Origin of the sequence: Isoptericola sp. NPDC056605 (assembly GCF_042792795.1) — a bacterium.
In the GTDB taxonomy this organism is placed as follows: Bacteria; Actinomycetota; Actinomycetes; order Actinomycetales; family Cellulomonadaceae; genus Isoptericola.
In genome coordinates this window covers 60,301-78,863 of the sequence record NZ_JBHTVT010000024.1, presented here as the reverse complement: position 1 = coordinate 78,863, position 18,563 = coordinate 60,301, and the positions used below count along the sequence as shown (strand labels likewise).

The window sequence follows — 18,563 nt, the reverse complement described above, 5'->3', positions numbered from 1 at the left end:
GGCCGGCCCACCCGCGCCCCCGCGACCACGCCGCGCCCCCGCGCCACCCGAGAGGTGGCGCGGGGCCTCGTCGTTCCTAGGCTGGGGATCATGGTCGCCCGCCCCGAAGCGCCGTCCCGCTCTCTGCCGCCCGTGCCGGTGGTGCTCGTGCACGGCTCCCGCACGTCCGCGACCATGTGGCGGCGCCAGCTCGAGGCGCTGGGGCGCGCCGGGGTCCCCGCCGTCGCGACGGACCTGCCGGGCCACGGCACGCGCCGGGGCGAGCCGTTCACCCTCGACGGCGCGGTGGAGGCGGTGCGCCGCGACGTCGACGCGCTGGGCGGGCGCGCCATCGTGGCGGGCCTGTCCCTCGGCGGCTATGTCGCCATCGAGCACCGCGCACGCCGTCCCGGGCAGTGCGCCGGCCTCGTCGCCGCGTCCTGCTGCACGGTGTCGTCGTCGTCGCTGCGCCCGGCGTGGCTGTCGCTCGCCCGGTGGATCGAGGGCTGGCCCGACCACGGCGCCCGGCTGAACGACACGTTCGTCCGCCTCGCCCTCGACGGCGAAGGGGCGGAGGACCTGGGGGCCGGCGGGTACGCCCTGCGCGCCATGACCGAGGTGCTGCGGGAGCTGGGCCCGACCGACACGCTCGGCGCCCTCGCGGCCGCGAGCAGCCCCGTGTGGTTCGTCAACGGGCGCTACGACCACTTCCGCGGGCAGGAGCGCGCGTTCGTCGCCGCGGCCCGGGCCGGCGGCGCGCCGGCCCGGCTGGTCGTGGTGCCGCACGCCCGCCACCTCGTCAGCCTCGACGCCCCGGTCGCCTTCACCCGGGCCCTCCTCGAGGCCGAGGCGGTCGTGGCCGCGGCGGAGGTGGACCGCGCCGCGGCACCCGTCGTCTGAGCGGGACCGCCGGCGCCGGTCAGGTGAGCGTCAGGTCCCACGCCCGCGCACCCCCGACGAGCGCGGCGGAGTTGGGGACGACCACGACGTCGTCGCCCAGGCGGTCGAGGGCGGCCGGCGTGATGCGGCGGGAGTTGCCGCCGCCCAGGTACAAGCGGTCCCAGCGGAACACCGGGCGCAGCCCGTCGACCGTCGCGACGACCCGCCGCGACCACAGCCCGTCGCCCAGCCGCCGTCGCTCCGGCTCGCCGACGTACTGGTCGTACGTCGCGCCCCGGCGCACGGGGGCGTGCGACCACTCCAGGTGCGGGGCGAGCAGACCGCCGTCGAACAGCGCCGACCCCAACCCGGTGCCGAGGGTGAGCACCAGCTCGACCCCGGAGCCCGCGACGACGCCGGCGCCGTGCACCTCGGCATCGTTGAGCACGAGGGCCGGCACGCCGAGCCGTCGGGCGAGCGCGCCGCGGACGTCGAAGCTGGCCCACGCCTCCACGAGCTCGGGCAGCACCCGCGAGCGGGGGCCCGAGCGGGTGACGTAGTGCGGGGTGTGGACGACCACGCCGTGGCGGATCATGCCCGGCATCCCGAGGGTGGCCCGGTGCGCGGCGGGGAGGCGCTCCGCGATGCCTGCCACGGTGTCCAGGAGCAGGCTCGGGGGCAGCGGGTAGGGGGTGGGGACGCGCACCGGCGACGCGTGCGCGGTGCCCGCGGAGTCCAGCACCGCCGCCTTGATGCCCCCGCCGCCGCAGTCGACGGCGAGGGTGAGGACGTCGGAGGGCGCGGGCGCTCGGGAGGTACCGCCGCCGGGGCCGGGTTCGGGGGTGCGCGCCGTGGCGCCTGGGTCGACCATCACGGGACATCATCCGGCCACAATGGGTCCGTGAGCACGCCGACACCTCCCGCCGACGCCCTCCGGGTGCGGCTCGACCTCGCCTACGACGGCACCCACTTCGCGGGCTGGGCCACCCAGCCGCGGCTGCGCACCGTGCAGGGGGTGCTGGAGGACGCCCTCGCGACCGTGCTGCGGACCGGACCCCTCGGCCTGCCCCGCCCGCGGCTGACGGTGGCGGGGAGGACGGACGCGGGGGTGCACGCCCGCGGCCAGGTGGCGCACGTCGACGTGTCGCGCGAGCGCTGGGCGGAGATGCCCGGGCGGTCCGACCGGGAGCCCGGCGTCGCCCTCGCCGACCGGCTGGCCGGCGTCCTGCCGCCCGACGTCGTCGTGCACCGGGCCGCGGTGGCACCGGCGGGGTTCGACGCGCGGTTCTCCGCGCTGCACCGCCGCTACGCCTACCGGGTGGCCGACCGCCCGGACCTGCGCGACCCGCTGCGTCGTGACTGGGTGCTCTGGCACCGCCGCCCGCTCGACGTCGAGGCGATGCACCGGGCGATGCAGCCGTTGGTCGGGCTGCACGACTTCGCGGCCTTCTGCAAGCCCCGCGAGGGCGCCACGACCATCCGCGAGCTCACGCACCTGTCGTGGGACCGCCCCGCGGACGGGCCGGACGCCGGGCTCGTCGTCGCGACCGTGCAGGCCGACGCGTTCTGCCACTCGATGGTGCGCGCGCTGGTCGGCATGTCGCTGGCCGTGGGGGAGGGGCGCCGCGGCCCGGACGAGCCCGCCGCGGTGCTGGCGGGCCGGTCCCGCTCCGCGGCGTCCGGCGTCGTCGCGGCCCGGGGGCTGACTCTCGAGCGGGTCGCCTACCCGGACGACGACGAGCTCGCCGCGCGCGCCGAGCGCGTCCGCGCCCGGCGGGACCCGGGCGAGGTCGACGCCGGCTGAGCCCGAGGGGTCCCGGCGGCGGCTCGTCGACGCTACGGTTCCTCCACCCAGTGGACGGCGGCCTCCTCGGCGCTGGCACCCGCGCCGTCGATGCCGGCGTCCTCGCCGTAGACGTCGTTCTCGCGGTCGCCGTCCTCCCCGGGGTCGGCGAAGGGGTCCTCCGCGAGCCGACCGGCACGGGTCGTGTCCGGGCGATCCAGCGGGTCGCGTTCCCAGACGTCCGGCTGCTCCTCGGCGAGGCGCTGGTCCAGGGGCTCGCCGGCGGACTCCTCCCACGCCGTCTCGCCCCAGTGGTTCGACCGCGACCGCTCCAGCGGGGAGTAGCCCTCGTCGAGGACGTCGTCGAGGTCGGGATCGAGGAGCGTGTCCTCCTGGGGCAGCTGGTCCTCGTCGCCCTCGGCGCCGGTCTCGGGGTCCGGGGAGGTGCCGGGTGTCTCCTGGGTCATGTCACCACGGTGCACCCGCGGCGGTGCCGCTGCAACGAGGGCGGCCGGGCCGGACCGTGCGGTTGCGAGGCCGCCCGCGCCCGTTAGCGTGACCGGCAGGTGCGCCCGCCGGGCGCGGCACGACGAGGAGCCCTCGATGCCTGCTTCCATGCCCGGTGCAGCGTCCGGTGGAGCGGCGGGCGCGTCCATCGACGACCTGCTCGCCGAGATCCCGATCGACCAGATCGCCGGACAGCTCGGCGTCGACGCCGAGCAGGCCCAGCGGGCCGTCGGCGGGGCGCTGCCCGCGCTCTTCGGCGGCCTCAAGGCGAACGCCGACGACCCGGCCGGCGCGGCGTCGCTGGCGGGTGCCCTCTCCCAGCACGACCCCGGCCTGGTCGAGGGCGGGATCGACGTCGCCCAGGTCGACACGGCGGACGGCGAGAAGATCGTGGACCACGTGTTCGGCGCGAACAAGGACCAGGTGGTCGCGCAGCTGTCCGGGGCGGCGGGCACGGACTCGGGGGTCCTGCAGAAGCTGCTCCCGATCCTCGCGCCGCTCGCGCTGTCCTTCCTGTCGAAGAAGCTCGGCGGCGGTCAGGCGACCGCGTCGGGCGAGCCTGCCGAGGGCTCGGCCGGCGGTGGCCTCGGCGACCTCCTCGGCGGGCTGCTCGGCGGCGGCGGGTCGGCCGGCGGTCTCGACGTCGGCGGGCTGCTCGGCAGCCTGGGCGGGCTGCTCGGCGGCGGGCGTCGCTGAGACCGTCCCCGGTGTCGTCGGACCCCGGTGCCGGCGTGACCGGCGTCGCTTTGACCCGTGTGCAGGGCGACCGCTAAACTGGCTCGTCGTTGTGCTATGCCTCCGGCGTCCCGCGTCGTCAGCGCGCCCACTCGCACCGACGATGCCTCGGCCAGGACGCCACCGGAGCACCCGCGCACAACACCTGACTCATCGGGCGCTGCTTCTCGCCCGACGACACCGAACACGAAAAGGTGACGCAACCGTGCGTACTTACACCCCCAAGCCCGGCGACGTCCAGCGCGACTGGTACGTCGTCGACGCGACCGACGTCGTCCTCGGCCGCCTGGCGAGCCAGGTCGCCACCCTCCTGCGCGGGAAGCACAAGCCGACCTTCGCCCCGCACGTCGACGGCGGTGACTTCGTCATCGTCATCAACGCGGACAAGGTCGCCCTGAGCGGCAACAAGCGGGAGACCAAGCTGGCCTACCGCCACTCCGGCTACCCGGGTGGTCTCCGCTCGGTCAACTACGGCGAGCTTCTCGAGAAGAACCCCGAGCGGGCAGTGGAGAAGGCCGTGCGCGGCATGCTCCCGAAGACGTCCCTCGGTCGCGACCAGCTGGGCAAGCTGAAGGTCTACCGCGGCGCGGAGCACCCGCACGCGGCGCAGCAGCCCAAGCAGTTCGAGATCACCCAGGTTTCGCAGCAGGCCTGAGCCGCTGCCGGATGCAAAGCGAAGGATTCACAGTGGCCGAGACCACCGTCGACACCGAGCTGGACGAGAACACGCCCAGCACCTACACCTCTGAGTCCGCCGCGCCCGTCGCGGACGGCGGCCAGTCCATCACCGCTCCCGGCGCGGCCGTCGGTCGCCGCAAGGAGGCCGTGGCGCGCGTGCGCCTCGTCCCCGGCACCGGGACGTGGAAGATCAACGGTCGCACCCTCGAGGACTACTTCCCGAACAAGGTGCACCAGCAGCTCGTGAACTCGCCGCTGAAGCTGGTCGAGGTCGAGGGCCGCTTCGACGTCATCGTCCGCATCACCGGCGGCGGCCCCTCGGGCCAGGCCGGTGCGGTGCGCCTGGGCATCGCCCGCGCGCTCAACGCGATCGACTCCGAGGCGAACCGCCCCGCGCTGAAGAAGGCCGGCTACCTCACGCGTGACCCGCGTGCGGTCGAGTCCAAGAAGGCCGGTCTCAAGAAGGCGCGCAAGGCGCCGCAGTACTCGAAGCGCTGATCGAGCGCTCCTGGCCTTCGGGCATCGACAGGAGCGTCAGCGTCACGGACGGCCCCGTCGGAACTCTTCCGGCGGGGCCGTCCTCATGTCCGGCTACGATCGGTGCGGCGTCCGCGGGGGCGCCGTGGGGTGTGCGTGCGGATCCACCGCCGCGCCCGGAGGAGGAGACATCGTGCGACTGTTCGGCACCGACGGGGTCCGTGGGCTCGCCAACCGGGACGTCACCGCGGACCTGGCCCTCGGGCTCGGCAGCGCGGCGGCCCACGTGCTCGGCACGTCGGGCGACTTCGCCGGCCACCGCCCGCGCGCCGTCGTGGGGCGAGACCCGCGCGTGTCCGGGGAGTTCCTGTCCGCCGCGGTCGGCGCCGGCCTCGCCAGCTCCGGCGTGGACGTGGTCAACCTGGGCGTGCTGCCCACCCCGGCGCTGGCCCACCTCGTGGGGGCGATGGACATGGACCTCGGCGTGATGATCTCCGCGTCCCACAACGCGATGCCGGACAACGGCATCAAGTTCTTCGCGCGCGGCGGCCTCAAGCTGGCCGACCACGTCGAGGACGAGATCGAGGCGCGTCTCGGCCAGGACTGGGAGCGGCCGATCGGCGCCGACGTCGGCCGCATGCGCTCCGACACCGGCATCGCCGCGCAGCAGTACGTCGAGCACCTCGTGGCGAGCATCGGGACCACCCCGGACGTCCGCCCGCTGGAAGGCCTGCGCATCGCCGTGGACGCCGCGAACGGCGCCGCGAGCCAGGTCGGTCCGGAGGCGCTGCGCGAGGCGGGGGCCGACGTCGTCGTCATCAACGCGAGCCCCGACGGCCGCAACATCAACGAGAAGGCCGGCTCCACCCACCCGGAGCAGCTGCAGGCCGTCGTCGTGGCCGCGGAGGCCGACTTCGGCGTCGCGTTCGACGGCGACGCCGACCGCTGCCTCGCCGTCGACCACGGGGGGGTGCTGGTGGACGGCGACCAGATCCTCGGGATCCTGGCCCGCGCGCTCAAGGACGAGGGCCGGCTGCCGTCGGACACGCTGGTCGTCACGGTGATGAGCAACCTGGGCCTCCTGCTCGCGATGCGCGAGTCAGGCATCACCACGATCCAGACGGGCGTGGGCGACCGGTACGTGCTCGAGGAGATGCGGGCGCACGGGTACGGGCTCGGCGGCGAGCAGTCGGGCCACATCATCCTCGCCGACCACGCCACGACCGGCGACGGCGTCCTCACCGCGCTGCACCTCGCCGCGCGCGTGAAGGCGACCGGTCGGCGCCTGGCCGACCTCGCCGCCGACGTCCCCCGCCTCCCGCAGACGCTCGTCAACGTCAAGGGCGTGGACAAGGCCCGCGCGGGCGACGACGAGGGCGTGCGCGCCGCGATCGAGAGCGCGGAGGCGCTGCTGGGGGAGACCGGCCGCGTGCTGCTGCGCCCGTCGGGCACCGAGCCCCTCGTGCGGGTCATGGTCGAGGCGGCCACCCAGACGCAGGCCGACGGCGTGGCGGACACGCTCGCCGCGGTCGTGCGCGACCGGCTGGCCCTGTGACCGACGGCGCCTCGGCCGACCGCCACGGGGCGGGCGTGGACGAGGGCCTGCGGGCCGCCGTCGTCGACCTGCTGGACCGGGCGGACGCGGCGGCGGACGGGCCGGGCACCGGCCTGCTGCCGATCGTGCAGGCCGGTGCGCCGGTGCTGCGGGCCCCCGCGGCCCCGTACACGGGGCAGCTCGGCGACGTGCTGCCGCGGCTGCTCGAGGCGATGCGCCGCACCATGCACGCCGCGCCCGGCGTGGGGCTCGCCGCGCCGCAGGTCGGGATCGGGCTGGCGATCGCCGTGGTGGAGGACGCCGGCGCCGGCGCCGACGACCCGCGGGAGCGGTCGCCGCTGCCCTACCGGGTGCTGCTCGACCCGGCGTACGAGCCGCTGCCGGGCCCCGACGGGGAGCCGGAGCGGGCCGCGTTCCACGAGGGCTGCCTGTCGGTGCACGGCTGGCAGGCCGTCGTCGCGCGGCACCGGCGCGTGCGGCTCACCGGCCGCGACGAGGCCGGGGCGCCGATCGACGAGGTCCTGACGGGCTGGCCCGCTCGCATCGCGCAGCACGAGACGGACCACCTGGCGGGCGAGCTGTACCTGGACCACGCGCTGCTGCGGACGCTCACCTCGAACGAGAACCTGCTGCGGTACGGGAACGCCGTGGACCCGGGGTTCGTGGATCTCGGGTGAACATTCGGCGCTCAGGGTGGAACCGGGGGAATTCCCCATGCAGCCGGTGCCCTGGTTCTGCCTAGGCTGGTGCCGTGACGCCGCACGGCGTCGTGCGACCGCCGGAGGCCCACCTCCCGGCCGACGAACCGAGGGACCGACCTGGTGAACCTGTCGACGATGCTGGCACAGCTGGAGGGCTGGGTCCTCGACCTCGGCGCGTCCTTGTGGATCTACCCGGCCATGTACGTCTTCGCGACGATCGACGGGTTCTTCCCCCCGATCCCCAGCGAGTCCGTGGTCATCACCCTCACCGTGCTCGCGCACTCCGAGGGCGAGCCGTGGCTTCCCGGCGTCCTCGCCCTCGCCATCGCCGGCGCCTGGACGGGCGACCAGATCGCCTACCAGATCGGCCGTGCCGTCGGCACGGAGCGGTTCGCCTTCCTGCGCTCGGCCCGCGGGCGCAAGGCCGTCGACTGGGCGCGGCACGCGCTCGAGCACCGCGGCGCGTCGTTCATCCTCGCCGCGCGGTACGTGCCCATCGGGCGGGTGGCGGTCAACATGACCGCCGGCGCCGTGGGCTATCCGCGCCACCGGTTCATGCTGTACTCGGGGATCGCCGCCGTGACGTGGGGCATCTACTCGATGCTCATCGGCCTCGCCGCGGCCTCCTGGCTCGGGCACAACACGCTGCTCGCCATGGCCGTCGGCGTGGTCGCCGGCATCCTGCTCGGGGTCCTGGTCGACCAGGTCGTGCAGCGCGTCGCGGGCCCGCCGAAGGCGCAGCCGGTGCCCGCCGACGACGAGGCCGACGACGAGGCCGACGCCGAGCCGACGAGCCGGGCGGCCTGACCCGGACGGTCGGTCAGAGCTTGCGCAGCCGCACCCGCTGCACGGAGTGGTCCGACCCCTTGGTGAGCACGAGGGTGGCGCGCCCACGGGTGGGGAGCACGTTGTGCTCCAGGTTCGGCGCGTTGATCGACTCCCAGATGGACAGCGCCCGCTCCGTCGCCTCGGCGTCGGACAGGTCCGCATAGCGCCGGAAGTACGACTCCGGCCTGCTGAACGCCGTCCGGCGCAGCTGCAGGAAGCGCTCCACGTACCACTGGCGGATGTTGCGCGTGCGGGCGTCGACGTAGATGGAGAAGTCGAAGAAGTCGCTCACGGCCACGGTCGACTCGTCGATCGCGGAGGGCCGCGCCGGCTGCAGCACGTTGAGGCCCTCGACGATGAGCACGTCCGGCTTGCGCACCACCACCTCCTCGCCGGGCACGATGTCGTAGACGACGTGCGAGTACACAGGGGCGCGCACCTCGGCCTGCCCCGCCTTCACGCGCGACAGGAACCGGATGAGGGCCCGCCGGTCGTAGGACTCGGGGAAGCCCTTTCGGTCCATGATGCCGCGCCGCTGCAGCTCCGCGTTCGGGTACAGGAAGCCGTCGGTCGTGATCAGCTCGACGTGCGGGGTGTCGGGCCAGCGCGCCATCATCTCGCGCAGGATGCGCGCCGTCGTCGACTTGCCGACGGCGACCGACCCCGCGACGCCGATGACGTACGGGGTGCGGGGCGGCTCCTCGTGCAGGAACGTCGACGTGGCGCGGTGCAGGCCCGCGCTCGCCGCCACGTACAGGTTGAGCAGCCGCGACAACGGGCGGAAGACGGCGTCCACCTCCGCGAGGTCGATCGGGTCGCCCAGGCCGCGCAGCCGCTCGACGTCGGCGTCCGTCAGCGGCAGCGGCGTCGACGCCGACAGCCGGCTCCACGCCGCACGGTCGAGGTCGACGTACGGGGACGCCGGCGCGAGCCGCGTGAGGTGCTCGCCCAGGGGTGGGGGAGCCGTGCCGGGGGCAGGGCTCGGCGTCGTGCCGGGTGCGGTGTCGGGGGACTGCGGTGCCACCTGCACGATTCTGCCCGAGCATCGGGTTCGACCTGCAAATCGGGCGACGCGCCACGACCCCGTCGATAGGCTCGCCGCCCGGTGCGCCGCGGTCTGCGCGGCGCCGGCAGGGAGGAGCGCCGAGGCGATGAGCGACGGGTCCGAGCGGTTCGCCGCGGGGCAGGCGGCGCTGGTCGTCGTGGTGCCCGAGGCCGAGCCCGTGGTCGGCGGGCTGCGGAGCGACCTCGACGTGGCCGCCGCGTACGGCGTGCCCGCGCACGTCACCGTGCTGTTCCCCTTCCTGCCCGTCGCGGCCCTCGACGCCGCCGTGCTCGACGCCCTGCGCGACGTCGTGGGGGCCCACCCGGCGTTCGACGCGACGTTCGCCGGGTGCGGTCGCTTTCCCGGCGTGCTGTACCTCGTCCCGGGGCCGGACCCCGCGTGGCGGGCGCTGCTCGCCGCGGTGGCGGCGCGGTTCCCCGAGGCCCCGCCGTACGGCGGAGCGTTCGACGACGTCGTCCCGCACCTCACCGTCGCGGACGGCCAGGAGCCCGAGGTCCTCGACGAGGCCGAGGCCGCGGTGGCGCCCCGCCTGCCGGTCCGGACGACGGTGCGCGCGGTCGCGCTGCTGGTGTTCGAAAGCGATCGCTGGCGGCGGCGGGCGGCCTTCCCCCTGGCTCCCGACGCCGGGGCCGACGGAACCTGACGGCGCGCCGTCGTCGTCCCTAGGGTGGGGGCGTGGAACTCACGGAGCTGGGCGACGAGGTCGAGATCATCTCGCGGGTGTACGAGCGGCGCTTCGGCGTCGCGCGCACCGACGACTGGCTGGTGCTCAAGCTGCACGAGGAGGTCGGGGAGCTCACGCAGGCGTACCTCGCGCGGTCCGGCCGGTCGCGCGACCGCGGGGCGGGTGCCGGCGAGGTGGACGCGGCGTTCCGTGCCGAGCTCGCCGACGTGCTCGCGCAGGTGCTGCTCGTCGCGCGCCGGTTCGACGTCGACCTCGAGGCGGAGATCGACCGCAAGTGGTTCCGGTGGCGGCACCTGGTGGAGCCGGCGGACGAGGCCGGGGTCCGCCCGGAGGTCTGACGCCCGGCCCTTCGCGGTCCTAGTCGCCCGACGCCGCCTCCTCGACCCGGTCGAGCCACTCGCCCACGAGGGCGTCGAACAGCGCGGGCTGCTCGATCTGCAGGTTGTGGCCGGCGCGGTCGAGCACGGCGAACGTCGCGCGCGGGTAGTGCTCGAGGACCCGCCAGGCGTCGCGGTAGCCGGTCGAGGAGTCCTGACGGCCGGTGAGGATCAGCGTCGGGCCGTCGTAGGGCCGCGGCTCGACCGGGAAGGTGCCGGCGTAGCGGGCCCCGACCCGTGCGACGGTCGCCGGGTCGGCGGCCTCCAGCCCGGGCGTCACCTCGGCCAGCGTGCGCCGCCAGGTCTCCGACGTCTGGACGACGCCGACGTCGTCGGCGTCGAGCGCCGCCGCTCCGACCTCCCGCAGCAGCGCGTCGTCGCGGACCAGCACGCGGTGCGGCGGGACGTCGCGCCGGTCGTGCTCCGGCACGATCAAGGGGCACAGGAGCGCGAGCCCGTGGACGCGCTCCGGCTCCGCGGCCACCAGGCCCCGCGCCAGGTAGCCGCCGTACGACTCGCCCACCACGACGTACGGGCCGGGGACGAGACGGTCGATCGCCTCCCGCACGACCGCGAGGACGTCGTCCGTGCTCGCCACGCCCGACGGCGGGCTCGCGCCCATCCCCGGGAGGTCCAGGTAGACGCGGCGCCAGCGCGGGCGCCCGTCGAGGGCGGACTCGAACGGCGTCAGCATGAGGCGGTGGTCCACGGGGAACCCGTGCAGCAGCACCATGGTGGGCGTGCCGGGCGCCGCGGGCGCGCCGCGCTCGACATGGTGCAGGGGTGCGGGGTGGTCGGGCATGGCGGGCACGCTAGGTCCCGGCACCGACACCGTCGTCCTGACACCGTCGCCCCTGACGCCGACGGACCTAGGCTGTGGGCCATGATCATCGGCGTGGGCATCGACGTGGTGGACGTCGCCCGGTTCATGGCGACGGTGGAGCGGGTGCCGCGCCTGCGCGAGAAGCTCTTCACCGAGGCCGAGCGCGACCTGCCGGCGTCGTCCCTCGCGGCGCGCTTCGCGGCCAAGGAGGCCATCGCCAAGGCGCTCGGGGCCCCGGGGAACCTGCACTGGCACGACGCGACGGTGCACCGCACCGTCGGCGGACCGCCCGAGGTCGAGCTGCGCGGCACCGTCCAGGCCCGCGCCGACGAGCTGGGCGTGAAGGCCTGGCACCTGTCCATCTCCCACGACGCCGGCATCGCGTCCGCGATGGTCGTGGCGGAGGGCTGACCGCCCCTCAGGCGGCGGAGCGCCACCAGTCGAACGCGACCGGCAGCGCGGTGAGCACGCTGACGTGGCCGTCCCGCGGGCGCAGCCACAGCTCCGCGGCGGGCAGGCCCTCGACCAGCAGGTCGGCGTGGTGCCGGGGCACCACCCGGTCGGCGCCACCCTGCACGACCAGGGCCGGCGCCGTGACGTCGCCGAGCGTCACGCCCCACGGACGCACGAACGCGAGGTCGTCGTCGACCAGCCCGCCCGGCCACGCCTCGCCGGACCGGGAGGCGTCGGCGCCGAGCGACGCCCACGTCCCCGCGAGCGTCGCGTAGTCGTCGGCCGTGAAGCTCGACCCGTCGAACTCCGCGGTCTCGGCGTGCCGCTGGCGGGCGGACGGGCCGTCGAGAGCCGAGCGCAGGCCGCCGTCGTCGGCCATCCCGGCGAACCACAGGGCGTCGCGGCCGGGGCCGGGGTAGGGCGCGACGCCCGCGAGGGTGACCACGCCGGACACCACGTCGGGCCGGAGCGCGGCGAGGGCCAGGGCGTGCGGGGCACCGCCCGAGGCGCCGACGGCGAGGCACCGGGCCACGCCGAGGGCGTCCAGGGCGTACGCCACGTCCGACGCCGCCTCCGCGACGGTTCGTCCGGGCCGACGGGTGGACCCGCCGTACCCGGCGCGGGCCGCGGAGACCGCCCGCAGCCCGCGCGCCCGGGCGGCGGCGACGACCGGGGGCAGCAGCTCGCCGGACTGCGGCGAGCCGTGGTGCCAGACGACGGCGTCGGCGGCCGGCGGGCCGTCGTCGTGCACGACGAGCCGCCGGCCGTCGGGGAGGTCGAGCTCGTGCCGCGAGCCCACGTCTCAGTCCTGCAGGGCGGGGATGACCTGCCGCTGGAACAGCTCGATCTGGTCGCGGTCGCCGGCAGCGTTGGGGAAGTACGTGATGGCGTACGTCATGCCGAGGTCGCGCAGCGCCGCGAGCTTCTCGACGACCTGCTCGGGCGTGCCGACGACAGGGCTGTTGCGCCAGTTCGCGATCTCCTGCTCGCCGCGCTCGCCGGGGGCGTGCTTGCGGAAGTGCGACTCGATCCAGGCGAAGCGGTCGTCCACCTCCGCCGGGTTCTCCCCGATGACCACGTTGTAGTCGGACGAGCGGGTGATCTCCCCGAAGTCACGACCGACGTCGCGGCAGTGCTGCTCGAGGATCGACGACTTGTGGGCGAAGCCCTCGGGCGAACCGTCGAAGTTCGTGTACTGCGCGAACCGCGCGGCGATGCGCAGCGTCTTCTTCTCGCCGCCGCCCGCCACCCACAGCGGGATGCTCGGCACCTCGGCGCCGCCGTCGCCCACCGGGAGCCGCTGCAGCGGCTGCGGGTAGCACAGCGCGCCGTCCACCTGGTAGCGCTCGCCGTCGAACTTTCCGGACGACCCGGTGCGCCACATCTGGGTGATGATCTGCAGGCCCTCGTCCAGGGCGCGCAGGCGCTCGCCCGCGCGGGGGAAGCCGTACCCGTAGGCGCGCCACTCGTGCTCGTACCAGCCGGCGCCGATGCCGAGCTGGGCGCGGCCGCCGGAGATCGCGTCCACCGTCGAGGCGACCTTCGCCAGGTAGGCGGGGTTGCGGTACGACATGCACGTGCACATCTGGCCCAGCTTCACGCGCTGGGACGCCGCCGCGAACGCCGCCATCAGCGTCCACGCCTCGTGCGTCGCCTCGGTGCTGGGGATCGGAACCGTATGAAAATGGTCATACACCCAGACCGAGTCCCAGGCCCAGGGGCCGCCGGGGATCGGCTCGCCGGCCGCGGCGTTGTCGGCGTAGTGGAGCAGGGACAGCATCGTCTCCCAGTGCTGCTCCGGGGGGACGTCGGTGAGCGAGTGGCGCCAGCCCTGCGGGATGAAGAGTCCGAATCGCATGGGCCCGAGCCTATGCCCGGACCTGCGGCGACGCTGCGGGGCACGGCGGCGCGCGGGAGGATGCGTCCCATGATCTCCGCCTGGTCCGCCGCCGACGTCCGCGCCGCCGAGGAGCCGCTGCTCGCGGCGGGGGCACCCCTGATGGCGCGGGCGTCGTTCGCGCTCGCGACGCACGTGCTGCGCGACGTCGCCGCGCGCCGGGGCCCGGTGCGGGGCGCGCGCGTCGTGGTGCTCGCGGGGGCGGGCAACAACGGCGGCGACGCGCTGCACGCGGGCGCCGTGCTGGCGCGGCGCGGCCTGGCGGTGACCGCGGTGCTGGTCGCCGAGCGGTTCCATGCCGGGGGCCGGGCGGCGCTGGAGCGCGCGGGCGGCCGGGTCGTGGAGCTGTTCGCGTCGCCCGGGGCCCTCGCCCCGGTGGTCGACGCCGCCGCCCGTGCCGACGTCGTCCTCGACGGCCTGGTCGGGATCGGCGCGCACGGCCCCCTGCGGGGGCTCGCCGCGGACGTGGTGGATGCGCTGGCCGCCGGCCCGCGGCCGTGGGTGGTGGCGGTGGACGTGCCGTCCGGCATCGGGGTGGACGACGGCGCGGTGGCCGGCCCGGTCCTGCCGGCGGACCGCACCGTGACGTTCGGCGCGGCCAAGCCGGGCCTGCTGCTGCCGCCGGCGGCGGGGCTCGCGGGCGACGTGAGCGTGGTCGACATCGGCCTGGACCTCGCCGGCCCGCCGGCCGTGCGGCGGCTGGGGACCGCCGACGTCGCGGCGTCGTGGCCGGTACCCGGCCCCGCGGACCACAAGTACACGCGCGGCGTGGTCGGTGTCGTCGCGGGCACGGCGACGTATCCCGGCGCGGCCGTGCTCACCACGACCGCGGCGGTGCGCACCGGCGCCGGGATGGTGCGCTACCGCGGCTCCGAGGCGGTCGGTCGTGCGGTGCTGGCCGCGCGGCCCGAGGTCGTCACCGCGCCCGGCCGCGTGCAGTCGTGGGTGGTGGGGCCGGGAGTCCCCGGCGGGCCGGAGGCCGCCCACGAGGGGGAGGCCGACGGTCTCGACGACGGCCAGCACGAGCGGGGGCGGGCGGGCCTCGCGGCGGCGGCCGGGCGGCTCGCCGGGACGGCGGGAGGCCCCGTGCCCGCGGTCGTCGACGCCGGCGGGCTGGGCCTGCTCGACGAGCGCGTCCCGGCGTGGTTCGTGCTCACCCCGCACGCGGGCGAGCTGACGGCGCTGCTGCGCTCGCGCGGCGAGGACGTGCGCCGGCCCGACGTCGAGGCCGAGCCGCTGCGGTGGACGCGCAGGGCGCACGAGCTCACCGGCGCGACGGTGCTGCTCAAGGGCGGCGTGACCGTCGTCGTCGGCCCGGGCGGCGCGTGGGCGCAGGCCGACGGGCCCGGCTGGCTGGCCACCGCGGGCGCGGGCGACGTGCTCGCCGGGGTGCTCGGCGCGATGCTCGCGGCGCGCTCGCGCGACGTCGTCGAGGACCCGGCGCTCGCGGCCGAGGTCGCGGCCGCGGCCGCGCTGGTGCACGGCCGCGCCGCCCACCGCGCCGTCCCGGGCGGGCCCGTGGCGGCGCTCGACGTCGCGACGGCGGTGCCCGGCGAGGTCGCCGCGCTGCTGGGGGCTCGATAGCCGGCCGCGACGGGCCCGGGCTACCTGGGCAGCGCCTTCTCGACGAGGCCGACGATCTCGGGGGAGTCGGGGACGGTCTGCGGGGAGAACCGGTGCACGTCGCCGCCGGGCAGCACGACGAACTTCTCGAAGTTCCACCGGATGCGGCCGTCGTGCCCGCCGGCGTCGGCCGTCTTCTTCAGCTCGGCGTACAGCGGGTGCGTGTGCCGGCCGTTCACGCGGATCCTGGAGACCACGGGGAACGTGACGCCGTAGGTGGTGGAGCAGAACTCGGCGATCTTCTCGTCGCTGGAGAGCTCCTGGAGGAACTGGTTGGACGGGAAGCCGATCACGGTGAAGCCGCGGTCGGCGTACGTCTTCTGCAGCTGCTCGAGCGCCTCGTACTGCGGGGTGAGCCCGCAGCGCGAGGCGACGTTGACCACCAGCACGACGTCGTCGCGGTGCTCCGCGAGCGTCGTCGTCGTGCCGTCCATGCTCTCGAACGGGATGTCGTAGAGGCTCATACGGGCCATCATGCCGCGCGCGACAATGGTCCGGTGCCACCAGGATCGCGCGAACACCGCCCGCGCAAGCACGTCCCGCCCCTGCCCGTGCGGGACGGCCTCAACCCCACGCGCCTGGTGCTGCCCCACGACGCGGAGGCCGTCGCCCGCTACGCGACGGCGGCGCAGTACCTGCTGGAGCGCTTCGGCCACGACGTCGCCGACGCCGCCCGGCTGCGGGAGAAGCTCGCCGCGGGCGAGGTGGTGACGGGCGCGGGCGCCGTCGTCGACCACGCCACCCCGTACGAGCCGCGCGGCTTCCTCTACCTGTACCGCGACCCGCCCGCCGACGAGCCCGAGGTGCCGGCCCTCGGAGAGATCGAGGTGCTGCACCGCGACGACGACCTCCTGGTGGTCGACAAGCCGCACCTCGTCGCGACGATGCCGCGCGGGCGGTGGGTGACCCGGACGGTCCTCGTGCACCTGCGCGCGACGCTCGACCTGCCCGGGCTGGTGCCCGCGCACCGGCTCGACCGGCCCACCGCCGGCGTGCTGGTGCTCACCGTGCGGCCCGAGGTGCGCGGGGCGTACCAGACGGCGTTCCAGGACCGCGCGGTGCGGAAGGTCTACGAGGCGGTCGCGCCCCTGCCGGCGCCCGGGTCGGTGCTGGAGTCGGAGCTGGACCGGGAGGGCACGACGACGGTCCGCTCGCGCATCGTCAAGCACCGGGGCGTGGTGCGCGCCCAGGAGGAGCCGGGGGAGCCGAACGCCGAGTCACGGGTGACGCTCGTCGCGCGCGACGACGCCCGCGGCCTCGGGCTCTACCGGCTCGAGCCGCGCACCGGCAAGACGCACCAGCTCCGCCTGCACATGGCCTCGCTCGGGCTGCCGCTGCTGCACGACCCGTTCTGGCCGGTGCTGCGCGAGGACGCGCCCGACGACCCGGACCGGCCGCTGCAGCTGCTCGCCCGCTCGCTGGCGTTCGTCGACCCCCTCAGCGGCGAGCCCCGGGAGTTCCGCTCCCGGCGTCGTCTCGCGGCGTGGCCGGGCGATGGCATGGGCGACGGCATGGGCGATGGCACGGGCGACGGCGGGGGGGGACGGCCCGCGGTGAGAGAATCGATGACCGTGAGCACCGAGGTCCCGTCCGAGGTCCCGACCGACACCGTCCCCGCCGCGCCGGCCGACCTGCCGCATGCCGACAACGTCCCCGACGACTTCCCCGACCATGCGCTGGCGCGCGCCGTCGTCGACCTGTCCGCCGTGCGCGACAACGTGCGAGCCCTGGCCGGGCACGCGCCGGGCGCGGCGGTGATGGCGGTGGTGAAGGCCGACGGGTACGGGCACGGGATGCTGCCGGTGGCCCGGGCGGCGCTCGCGGGCGGTGCGACGTGGCTCGGGACGGCGGTGCCCGCCGAGGCGCTCGCGCTGCGCGCCGGCGGCGTGACGGCCGCGGACGCGCGCGTGCTCACCTGGCTCGCGACGCCGGGGGCGCCTTTCGACCGGCTCGTGGCCGCCGGCGTGGACGTCGGGGTCGCGGCCCCGTGGGCGCTCGACGAGGTGGCCGCGGGGGCGCGAGCCGCGGGCGAACCGGCGCGGGTGCACCTCAAGGTCGACACCGGCCTCGGCCGCAGCGGGATCATGCCCGCCGACCTGCCGGACGTCGTGCGCCGGGCGGCCGCGCTCGAGGCCGAGGGCGTGCTGCGGGTCGTGGGCGTGATGTCGCACCTGGCGTGCGCGGACGAGCCCGGGCACCCGTCGATCGCGCTCCAGGCGGCGGCGTTCGACGCCGCGGTGGCCGTCGTCGAGGCCTCCGGCGCGGCGCTCGAGGTGCGGCACCTCGCGAACTCGGCCGCCGTGCTCACGGACCCCCGGCTGCACTACGACCTCGTCCGCCCCGGCATCGCGGTCTACGGGCACTCGCCCGTGCCGCAGCTCGCCGCGCCCGGCGACCACGGGCTGCGCGGCGCGATGACGCTCCAGGCCCGGCTCGCCACGGTCAAGGACGTGCCGGCCGGGCACGGGGTGTCGTACGGGCACCACTACACGACGCCGCGCGACACCCGGCTGGGGGTCGTGCCGCTGGGCTACGCGGACGGCATCCAGCGGCACGCGTCGGGCGGCAGCCTCGGTGTCGGCGGGCCGGTGGGCGTCGGGAGCGGGGAGTCCGCCCGGGTGCTGCGCGTGGCCGGGCGGGTGTGCATGGACCAGTTCGTGCTCGACCTCGGACCCGACGCGACCGAGCGGGCCGGCGACGTCGTCACGCTGTTCGGCGCGTCCGACGGCGTGGAGCGCGGCGCCGCACGTGGCGTCACGCTGCCGAACGCCGAGGACTGGGCCCGCGCGGCGGGCACCATCAGCTACGAGATCGTCACGGGCATCGGGGCGCGCGCGGTGCGCGTGTACACGGGCCTGGACGCGACCGACACGGAGACCTGGAAGGAAGTGCAGCGGTGAGCGACGTCGTCGTGCGGACCGAGACGGACCTGCCGGACGCGGAGGCGACCCGCGCGCTGGGGGCGGCCCTGGCCGGGGTGCTCAGGGCGGGCGACCTGGTGATCCTCACGGGGGACCTGGGGGCGGGCAAGACGACGCTCACCCAGGGCCTGGGGGCCGCGCTGGGCATCCGGGGCCAGGTGGCGTCGCCCACGTTCATCGTGGCGCGCGAGCACCCGCCGCTGCCGCGCGAGGACGGCTCCCGCGGCCCGGCGCTGGTGCACGTGGACGCCTACCGGCTCGGCGGCCTGGGCGAGCTCGACGCGCTCGACCTGGACTCGTCGCTCGACGAGTCCGTCACCGTCGTCGAGTGGGGTCGCGGGCTGGCCGAGGCGCTCACCGACGACCGGCTCGAGATCGACCTGGAGCGCCCACGCGGCACCGCGGCCTCCGCCGACGGCGACGACGGTGACGCCGCCGCCGACGACGCCGACGTGGAGGCCGACCCCGGCGCCGGGACGCGCCACGCGACGCTGCGCGGCGTCGGCCCCCGCTGGGCCGACGTCGACCTGGACGCCCTCACCGCGCGCTGACCCCGCCGGAGGGATCCAGCACGGACGGCGACTCCCCCGGCCGGG

Annotated in this window: 21 protein-coding genes and 1 pseudogene; 15 read left to right on the top strand and 7 right to left on the bottom strand. The window is 75.9% G+C overall.

Annotated elements, in window-relative coordinates; translation table 11 throughout:
- Positions 1–879 (top strand): alpha/beta fold hydrolase (locus tag ACFQ8Y_RS19655; protein WP_430586492.1); only part of this gene is annotated, 879 nt, incomplete at its 5' end.
- Between the two features lie 19 nt (positions 880–898).
- Here the strand turns inward: ACFQ8Y_RS19655 and ACFQ8Y_RS19650 are convergent.
- Entirely contained in the window at positions 899–1,732 is an 834-nt protein-coding gene (locus tag ACFQ8Y_RS19650; protein ID WP_430586491.1) for an ROK family protein, read from the bottom strand.
- A gap of 27 nt (positions 1,733–1,759) precedes the next feature.
- Between ACFQ8Y_RS19650 and truA the strand changes: the two genes are divergently transcribed.
- Positions 1,760–2,662 carry a tRNA pseudouridine(38-40) synthase TruA gene (gene truA, locus ACFQ8Y_RS19645; protein WP_430550486.1) on the top strand — a complete coding sequence of 301 codons (903 nt, stop codon included), beginning with the start codon at positions 1,760–1,762 and terminating at the stop codon, positions 2,660–2,662.
- Positions 2,663–2,694: 32 nt separating this feature from the next.
- Here the strand turns inward: truA and ACFQ8Y_RS19640 are convergent, their stop codons facing one another.
- Positions 2,695–3,108: a DUF5709 domain-containing protein gene (locus tag ACFQ8Y_RS19640; RefSeq protein ID WP_430550485.1), complete on the bottom strand. Its 414-nt coding sequence runs from the start codon at positions 3,106–3,108 to the stop codon at positions 2,695–2,697.
- A gap of 136 nt (positions 3,109–3,244) precedes the next feature.
- Here ACFQ8Y_RS19640 and ACFQ8Y_RS19635 point away from each other — a divergent pair, with 136 nt between their 5' ends.
- From ACFQ8Y_RS19635 to ACFQ8Y_RS19610, 6 genes are all read left to right on the top strand, one after another.
- Positions 3,245–3,844: a DUF937 domain-containing protein gene (locus ACFQ8Y_RS19635; RefSeq protein ID WP_430550484.1), complete on the top strand. Its 600-nt coding sequence runs from the start codon at positions 3,245–3,247 to the stop codon at positions 3,842–3,844.
- A gap of 244 nt (positions 3,845–4,088) precedes the next feature.
- Entirely contained in the window at positions 4,089–4,538 is a 450-nt protein-coding gene (gene rplM / locus ACFQ8Y_RS19630) for a 50S ribosomal protein L13 (RefSeq protein WP_429764738.1), read from the top strand.
- Between the two features lie 32 nt (positions 4,539–4,570).
- Positions 4,571–5,059, top strand: a complete 489-nt coding sequence (gene rpsI, locus ACFQ8Y_RS19625; protein WP_380243297.1) for a 30S ribosomal protein S9 — start codon at positions 4,571–4,573, stop codon at positions 5,057–5,059.
- A 169-nt stretch (positions 5,060–5,228) separates the two neighbouring features.
- On the top strand, positions 5,229–6,593 hold the full coding sequence (glmM, locus tag ACFQ8Y_RS19620; protein ID WP_430550764.1) for a phosphoglucosamine mutase: 1,365 nt from the start codon (positions 5,229–5,231) through the stop codon (positions 6,591–6,593).
- Positions 6,590–7,270, top strand: coding sequence for a peptide deformylase (locus ACFQ8Y_RS19615; RefSeq protein ID WP_430586490.1), 681 nt, complete (start codon positions 6,590–6,592; stop codon positions 7,268–7,270). The genes glmM and ACFQ8Y_RS19615 overlap by 4 nt, the downstream gene beginning before the upstream one ends.
- A 144-nt stretch (positions 7,271–7,414) precedes the next feature.
- Positions 7,415–8,101, top strand: a complete 687-nt coding sequence (locus ACFQ8Y_RS19610; protein WP_430550482.1) for a DedA family protein — start codon at positions 7,415–7,417, stop codon at positions 8,099–8,101.
- A 13-nt stretch (positions 8,102–8,114) separates the two neighbouring features.
- Here the strand turns inward: ACFQ8Y_RS19610 and coaA are convergent, their stop codons facing one another.
- A complete protein-coding gene (coaA, locus tag ACFQ8Y_RS19605) occupies positions 8,115–9,074 on the bottom strand; it encodes a type I pantothenate kinase (protein ID WP_430547513.1) in 960 nt (319 codons plus the stop codon).
- Positions 9,075–9,273: 199 nt separating this feature from the next.
- On the opposite strand from coaA, the gene ACFQ8Y_RS19600 reads away from it, so the two are divergent.
- Together ACFQ8Y_RS19600 and ACFQ8Y_RS19595 are read left to right on the top strand one after the other, a co-directional pair.
- Positions 9,274–9,831 carry a 2'-5' RNA ligase family protein gene (locus tag ACFQ8Y_RS19600; RefSeq protein ID WP_430586489.1) on the top strand — a complete coding sequence of 186 codons (558 nt, stop codon included), beginning with the start codon at positions 9,274–9,276 and terminating at the stop codon, positions 9,829–9,831.
- Positions 9,832–9,863: 32 nt separating this feature from the next.
- Positions 9,864–10,211: a pyrophosphatase gene (locus tag ACFQ8Y_RS19595; protein ID WP_430550480.1), complete on the top strand. Its 348-nt coding sequence runs from the start codon at positions 9,864–9,866 to the stop codon at positions 10,209–10,211.
- 19 nt (positions 10,212–10,230) lie between these two features.
- On the opposite strand, the gene ACFQ8Y_RS19590 is transcribed toward ACFQ8Y_RS19595, so the two are convergent.
- The gene (locus tag ACFQ8Y_RS19590) at positions 10,231–11,052 is read right to left on the bottom strand and encodes an alpha/beta fold hydrolase (RefSeq protein ID WP_430564253.1); all 822 of its coding nucleotides are present in this window, start codon (positions 11,050–11,052) and stop codon (positions 10,231–10,233) included.
- An 81-nt stretch (positions 11,053–11,133) separates the two neighbouring features.
- Here ACFQ8Y_RS19590 and ACFQ8Y_RS19585 point away from each other — a divergent pair, with 81 nt between their 5' ends.
- Positions 11,134–11,484, top strand: a complete 351-nt coding sequence (locus tag ACFQ8Y_RS19585; RefSeq protein ID WP_429727874.1) for a holo-ACP synthase — start codon at positions 11,134–11,136, stop codon at positions 11,482–11,484.
- Positions 11,485–11,491: 7 nt separating this feature from the next.
- Here the strand turns inward: ACFQ8Y_RS19585 and ACFQ8Y_RS19580 are convergent, their stop codons facing one another.
- Positions 11,492–12,325 (bottom strand): alpha/beta fold hydrolase, encoded by an 834-nt coding sequence (locus ACFQ8Y_RS19580; protein ID WP_430586488.1) that lies wholly within the window; start codon positions 12,323–12,325, stop codon positions 11,492–11,494.
- A gap of 3 nt (positions 12,326–12,328) precedes the next feature.
- Entirely contained in the window at positions 12,329–13,384 is a 1,056-nt protein-coding gene (locus tag ACFQ8Y_RS19575) for an LLM class F420-dependent oxidoreductase (RefSeq protein WP_430586487.1), read from the bottom strand.
- 69 nt (positions 13,385–13,453) lie between these two features.
- Between ACFQ8Y_RS19575 and ACFQ8Y_RS19570 the strand changes: the two genes are divergently transcribed.
- Positions 13,454–15,007, top strand: a complete 1,554-nt coding sequence (locus ACFQ8Y_RS19570; RefSeq protein ID WP_430586486.1) for an NAD(P)H-hydrate epimerase — start codon at positions 13,454–13,456, stop codon at positions 15,005–15,007.
- Positions 15,008–15,027: 20 nt separating this feature from the next.
- On the opposite strand, the gene ACFQ8Y_RS19565 is transcribed toward ACFQ8Y_RS19570, so the two are convergent.
- The gene (locus ACFQ8Y_RS19565) at positions 15,028–15,510 is read right to left on the bottom strand and encodes a glutathione peroxidase (protein ID WP_430550474.1); all 483 of its coding nucleotides are present in this window, start codon (positions 15,508–15,510) and stop codon (positions 15,028–15,030) included.
- Here ACFQ8Y_RS19565 and ACFQ8Y_RS19560 point away from each other — a divergent pair.
- The 3 genes and pseudogenes from ACFQ8Y_RS19560 to tsaE form a co-directional block, all read left to right on the top strand.
- Positions 15,448–16,356 (top strand): annotated as a pseudogene (locus tag ACFQ8Y_RS19560) (pseudouridine synthase); the annotation flags it as partial. The gene ACFQ8Y_RS19565 and the pseudogene ACFQ8Y_RS19560 overlap by 63 nt on opposite strands.
- Before the next feature lie 255 nt (positions 16,357–16,611).
- On the top strand, positions 16,612–17,946 hold the full coding sequence (gene alr / locus ACFQ8Y_RS19555) for an alanine racemase (protein ID WP_430586493.1): 1,335 nt from the start codon (positions 16,612–16,614) through the stop codon (positions 17,944–17,946).
- Positions 17,943–18,518: a tRNA (adenosine(37)-N6)-threonylcarbamoyltransferase complex ATPase subunit type 1 TsaE gene (tsaE, locus tag ACFQ8Y_RS19550; protein WP_430586485.1), complete on the top strand. Its 576-nt coding sequence runs from the start codon at positions 17,943–17,945 to the stop codon at positions 18,516–18,518. Before alr ends, tsaE begins: the two co-directional genes overlap by 4 nt.
- Positions 18,519–18,563: the final 45 nt, after the last annotated feature.